We start from the raw sequence: 5,244 nt of genomic DNA, 5'->3' as shown, positions 1-5,244 counted from the left end.
GCTGGCCCCCGCCAGGTGCGTCCGCTCCGCCGTGCCCTCGGCCACGCGCACCCCGTCCGGCGCGTGCGCGGCGAGCACGGAGCGCATGGACGCCGCCGGCTCCACCGCCGTCAGGGACGCCGGCCGACGCTCGGCCAGCTGCGCGGTGAACAGGCCCGTGCCGACCCCGATCTCCACCACGTCCGGGCGGGCGGGCAGGGCCTCCAGCACCCAGTCCACGCACGCCTCCGGGTAGGACGGGCGCACCGCGTGGTACTCGCTCGCGGCGGCCTCGAACGCGTTGGGCCGCCCCGTGCGCACGCGGGCCGGGCGCGCGGGCAGAGACGGTGCTGCGGGCGAGGACGGAGACTCGGACGAGGTCGGCGCTGCGGGCGAGGACGGCGACGCGGACGGGGTCGGCCTCTCCGTCGGGGAGGGCCTCTGCAGGGCCACGCTCCTCATCGAGAAGATCGAGCGAATCCACGCGGAGAACTACTCCGTCTAGGTGTGATGTCCAGGGAGGTTGTTGAGCCTGGTGGCAGGCGCGGCACCGATCGCGGAGTGGACGCGATGATGATTGTAGAAGTGCAGCCATCCAGGCAACGCGGCCCTGCGCTCCGTCTCTGAGCTATAGAACCGGGCGTAGGCCCACCCGTCAGCGAGCGTGCGATGGAACCGCTCAATCTTCCCGTTCGTCTGCGGCCGGTAGGGCCGAGTCCGCTTGGGCTTGATCCCGAGCTCGGCGCAGGCATCACGCCAGGCATGCGAGCGGTAGGCCGAGCCGTTGTCCGAGAGCACCCGCTCCACCTCCACGCCCAGGCGCGCGAAGTAGGCGACCGCGCGGCGCAACACCGCGATGGCCGTCTGGCTGCGTTCATCGGAGTGCATCTCGACATAGGCGAAGCGAGAGTGATCATCGATCACGGTGTGCAGAAAGCCCACCCCGAGCCGGGGCTGGTATCGGGCATCACGGGTTCCTTCGCGGTCCGAGGTCGCCGCGCGGTGCTTCATGCCCTGCTGGCGCCCGACGAATCGGTGTCCGCCCCCGTCGGGGATGCGGCCGAACGTGGTGACGTCGACGTGGATCAGCGAGCCGGGGTGGGGGTGCTCGTAGCGGCGGATCGGCTCGCCGGTGACCCGGTCCAGACGGGCGAGGCGGTTGATCCGGCAGCGCACGAGCACGGCATGGACGGTGGAGGCCGGCATCCCGAGTTCTCCGGCGATCTGTGCCGGCCCCAGGCGTCGGCGCCATCGGGCGGCCACGATCTGTTTCACCACCGCCGGCGGTGTTCTGGTCGGCATCGTGGACGGCGGGCTGGACCGGTCTGCCATCCCTGCAGGTCCCTCGGCCCGGAAGCGTGTGGCCCATTTGCGAGCGGTGGGTGGGCAGACCATGAACATCTTGGCCGCGGTGGCGACCGGCCAGTGTTCCTCGACGATGAGCTTGGCCAGGCGTAGGCGGGCGCGAGGGGTCAGGGCGGCGTGAGCGTGGGACATGAAGGCCTTCTGTTCGCGTGAGCGGTTTCTCGACAACTCCACTCTCGCAACGGAAGGCCTTCGCCTGTCAGCTGTTCACGCAACAACGTCCCTGGACATCACATCTAGGGGGTCAGGAAGATGCGCCAGGCGATGACCCGGGCCGGCTGGCAGGTAGGCCGTGACCAGACCGCCCGTCTCATGCGCGCTGCCGGCCTGCAGGGAGTGCGCCGTGGCCGAAAGCCGATCACCACACGGTCGGCAAGCGTGCCAGATGCACGGCCGGATCTGGTCGAACGCCGCTTCACCGCTGAGCGCCCGCATCAGCTGTGGGTCGCTGACATCACCTACGTCCGGATCCTGACGGGCTTCTGCTACGTCGCGTTCATCACCGACGTCTGCGCCCGGAAGATCGTGGGCTGGGCCGTCTCGGCCTCGCTCCACACCGCTGGGCTGCCGCTGCTGGCCCTGGAACACGCTCTCCTGAGCACTGGTGCCAGCCGGGGCCGGGAAGGTCTGATCCACCACTGGGACCGAGGCGCCCAGGGTGGATTCAATCGGTCGTCGCAACACCCCCGGAACCACTGGAGGTATTGGCGATGGCTAGCAAGGACTGGGCGAGGAAGATCAGTGACGTGCCCGAGGGCACACGCCGGCAGTGGAGAGCGGATCGGGCGTTGCGGGCCCCGATGCGCTCTCCGGGCAGGCCGCAGCCCTCACGGGATGTCCAACGCCAGTTCTGGCGGGTGATCGCCACCGGCGTCACCACGGTCGAGGCATCCCTGAGGGTGGGTGTGTCCTGGCCCGTCGGGGCGCGCTGGTTCCGCCACGCTGGCGGGATGAGCCCACTGCCCCTGGCCGAGCCCACCGGCCGGTACCTGTCCTTCGCTGAGCGTGAGGAGATCGCGATCCTCCACGCCCAGGGCCACGGGGTCCGCCAGATCGGGCGTGCCCTGGGACGTGCCCCGGGCACGATCAGTCGTGAGCTGCGCCGCAACTGCGCTACACGTTCCGGGAGGAAGGAGTACCGGGCCACAGTGGCGCAGTGGAAGGCCCAAGAGGCAGCCAAGCGGCCCAAGCCGGCGAAACTGGCCACGAACCAGCGGCTGCATGACTACGTCCAGGCGCGGCTGAACGGGGTGGTCCTGGGCCCTGATGGCGTGGCCGTGCCAGGACCGGTCGGGCCAGGGTTCAAGGGGCGGAAGATGAAACCGCGCCGGGCGGACCGGCGGTGGTCCACGGCGTGGAGTCCTGAGCAGATCAGCCGCCGGCTGCCTATGGAGTTCCCGGATGATGAGTCCATGCGGATCTCTCACGAGGCGATCTATCAGTCGCTGTTCATCCAGGGGCGTGGGGCGCTCAAGCGTGAGCTCGTCGCGTGTCTGCGTACCGGGCGGGCTCTGCGCGAGCCGCGGGCACGCACCCGGAACAAGCCCCAGGGCCACGTCACCGAGGATGTGGTGTTCAGCAAGCGCCCACCCGAGGCCGCTGATCGTGCTGTGCCCGGCACTGGGAAGGGGACCTGATCATCGGAACAGGGCGTTCAGCGATCGGGACGCTGGTCGAGCGCTTCAGCCGGGCCACGATCCTGGTCCACTTGCCCCGCCTGCAGGGATGGGGCGAGCAGCCGGCGGTGAAGAACGGGCGCTCCCTGGCCGGGTACGGGGCCGAGGCGATGACCGCGGCCTTGATCAAGGCGATGGCGCACGTGCCGGAGCAGCTGCGGCAGACCCTGACGTGGGACCGGGGCAAGGAGCTGGCCGGGCATGCCAGGTTCACGATGGCCACGGGCACGAAGGTGTTCTTCGCTGACTCGCACTCACCATGGCAGCGGCCGACGAATGAGAACACGAACGGGGTGCTGCGGCAGTACTTCCCGAAGGGCACGGACCTGTCGAGGTGGTCGGCTGAAGACCTCGCAGCAGTCGCGTACACCCTGAACAACAGGCCCAGGAAGGTCCTGGACTGGAAGACGCCCGCGGAGGTCTTCGCTGAGCAGTTACGCTCGCTCACGTCGAACGGTGTTGCAACGACCGGTTGAACCCACCCAGTACGTCTCCCTGGCGTACTCGGACGCGCTCATCACCGCCGGGGTGACCGCTTCGGTGGGCACCGTCGGCGACAGCTATGACTGTCAGTCTCTGAGGGCCGGATTCCGCGAGGATGAGGAAGTCCTGGCCGTGGTGCTCTGACCCATCTCTACGATTGATCCGCATGGTGTCTTGGCGTTGATCTGTCGGGCCCGCGGCCGGGCACGTACGACCACTGCCGCCGGTCCGGGCGTGGCCTGATAGGAGCCTGGAGCATTTTCGTGACCGTGTCCCCGTGACAGTCCTGTCCGCCCACCGGCGTCGGTGCCGCCCCCGCACCCGTAGCCGAAGGACAGCCTCGTACATGAGCCAGATCACCCCCACCCGTTCCGGTCACGTCGTGATCGGCGTGGACACCCATAAGCACATCCACGTGGCCGCCGTCATGGACTCGATCGGTGGGATTCTCGCGACCGGCACGATCGCCACCGACCGTGCCGGTTACCAGCAGCTACTGGAATGGGCCGCGGACTACGGCACCATCATCGCGTTCGGCATCGAGGGCACAGGCTCCTACGGGGCTGGTCTGGCCTCGTACATCCGTCGCCAGGGGCACAAGGTCGTGGAAGTCTCGCGCCCAGACCGGCGCCTGCGTCGGTTGAACGGGAAGTCCGACACCTTGGACGCTGAGAACGCGGCCCGCGCAGTCCTCGCGGGTTTCGCCACCGCCACGCCCAAGAGCGCCGACGGGAGCGTGGAAATGATCCGTCAGCTCAAAGTCGCTCACGACACTGCGGTCAAAGACCGCTCTGCAGCGATGATCACGTTGAAGGCGATGCTCGTGCACGCCGAAGAAGATCTACGCAAGGTACTGCAGGGGAAGATGCAGAAGATGATCGCCCGCCACTGCGCTTCCCTGCGCCCCCGCGCGCTGAGCACGCCGGAGGAGGCCAATCGCCATGTGCTCCGGTCGCTGGCCAGGCGGTGGCTGTCGTTAAACGAGGAGATCCTCGAGCTCGAGGCCATGATCAAGGGGCTCGTGATCGCGCCTGCGCCGCACCTGCTCGACCAGTTCGGGATCGGCGTGGACACGGCAGCGGAGATCCTCATCGTGGCCGGGGACAATCCCGAACGGATCAAGAGCGAGGCAGCATTCGCCAAACTCGCCGGCATCAGCCCCGTGCCTACAGGTTCAGGGATGAGCAGCGGAAAACATCGGATCAATCATGGCGGTCACCGTCAGCTGAACGCAGCCATCTACAGGACAGTCATCGTGCGGATGCGCTTCCATAAGCCCACGATCGCCTACGTGGCACGACGCACCGCGGAGGGCAAGTCCAAGCGCGACATCATTCGCTGCCTCAAGAGGTACGTGATCCGCGAGGTCTACCACCTCGTGAAGACCAACCCTCGCACCGGTCAGATCGCGAGTTGACAACTATAGGAGCATCAACGCCCTGGCTTCAGAGCGTGCACGGCCTCTACAAGCTAAGAGCTCATCCACTCCAAGCGGGTCTGGGAGCCCGTGCAGGCGGTCGAGCTGGCCACCATGGGGTGGGTGCACTGGTGGAACACCTCCCGTCTTCACGAGGCCGTGGGCTATCGCACGCCCACCGAGCTCGAGGCGGCCTACACTCACGACGAAGACTCAGCGCCCGTTGCATCCGGACTACGGAACAAAACCCAGGGCGCTTCAACAGAGGAACAAGGCTACCGAGCGCAGTCAGCCCAGGCGATCCGAGCGAGCCCCTTATCCGGC

6 protein-coding genes and 2 pseudogenes are annotated in these 5,244 nt (G+C 67.7%); 6 read left to right on the top strand and 2 right to left on the bottom strand.

All coding sequences use genetic code 11. The features are described from left to right. Nucleotides 1-300: class I SAM-dependent methyltransferase (locus MLY01S_RS11565; protein WP_169795154.1), on the bottom strand; the 300-nt coding region annotated here is incomplete at its 3' end. Between MLY01S_RS11565 and MLY01S_RS12720 the strand changes: the two genes are divergently transcribed. After that, entirely contained in the window at nt 293-484 is a 192-nt protein-coding gene (locus MLY01S_RS12720; protein ID WP_067192318.1) for a hypothetical protein, read from the top strand. The two genes, MLY01S_RS11565 and MLY01S_RS12720, sit on opposite strands and share 8 nt — an antisense overlap. Here the strand turns inward: MLY01S_RS12720 and MLY01S_RS11555 are convergent. Continuing rightward, nucleotides 481-1,476, bottom strand: a complete 996-nt coding sequence (locus tag MLY01S_RS11555) for an IS481 family transposase (protein ID WP_082740153.1) — start codon at nt 1,474-1,476, stop codon at nt 481-483. The two genes, MLY01S_RS12720 and MLY01S_RS11555, sit on opposite strands and share 4 nt — an antisense overlap. Nucleotides 1,477-1,596: 120 nt before the next feature. On the opposite strand from MLY01S_RS11555, the gene MLY01S_RS13165 reads away from it, so the two are divergent. From MLY01S_RS13165 to MLY01S_RS13030, 5 genes and pseudogenes are all read left to right on the top strand, one after another. After that, complete coding sequence (locus MLY01S_RS13165) at nt 1,597-2,205, top strand: DDE-type integrase/transposase/recombinase (protein ID WP_082740152.1); 609 nt, start codon at nt 1,597-1,599, stop codon at nt 2,203-2,205. After that, nucleotides 2,145-3,496, top strand: a pseudogene (locus MLY01S_RS11550) (IS30 family transposase). Before MLY01S_RS13165 ends, MLY01S_RS11550 begins: the two are co-directional and overlap by 61 nt. Then, on the top strand, nt 3,477-3,647 hold the full coding sequence (locus MLY01S_RS12520; protein WP_157531301.1) for a hypothetical protein: 171 nt from the start codon (nt 3,477-3,479) through the stop codon (nt 3,645-3,647). The pseudogene MLY01S_RS11550 and the gene MLY01S_RS12520 overlap by 20 nt, the downstream one beginning before the upstream one ends. 202 nt (nt 3,648-3,849) lie before the next feature. Beyond that, nucleotides 3,850-4,920, top strand: coding sequence for an IS110 family RNA-guided transposase (locus MLY01S_RS11545; RefSeq protein ID WP_067192312.1), 1,071 nt, complete (start codon nt 3,850-3,852; stop codon nt 4,918-4,920). A 29-nt stretch (nt 4,921-4,949) separates the two neighbouring features. Beyond that, nucleotides 4,950-5,118: pseudogene (locus tag MLY01S_RS13030) on the top strand (integrase core domain-containing protein); the annotation flags it as partial. Nucleotides 5,119-5,244: the final 126 nt, after the last annotated feature.

Source organism: Micrococcus lylae NBRC 15355, from assembly GCF_001570885.1.
Lineage (GTDB): Bacteria > Actinomycetota > Actinomycetes > Actinomycetales > Micrococcaceae > Micrococcus > Micrococcus lylae.
Note: the sequence above shows the minus strand (reverse complement) of the source record. Positions and strands in the feature narration are given on the sequence as shown.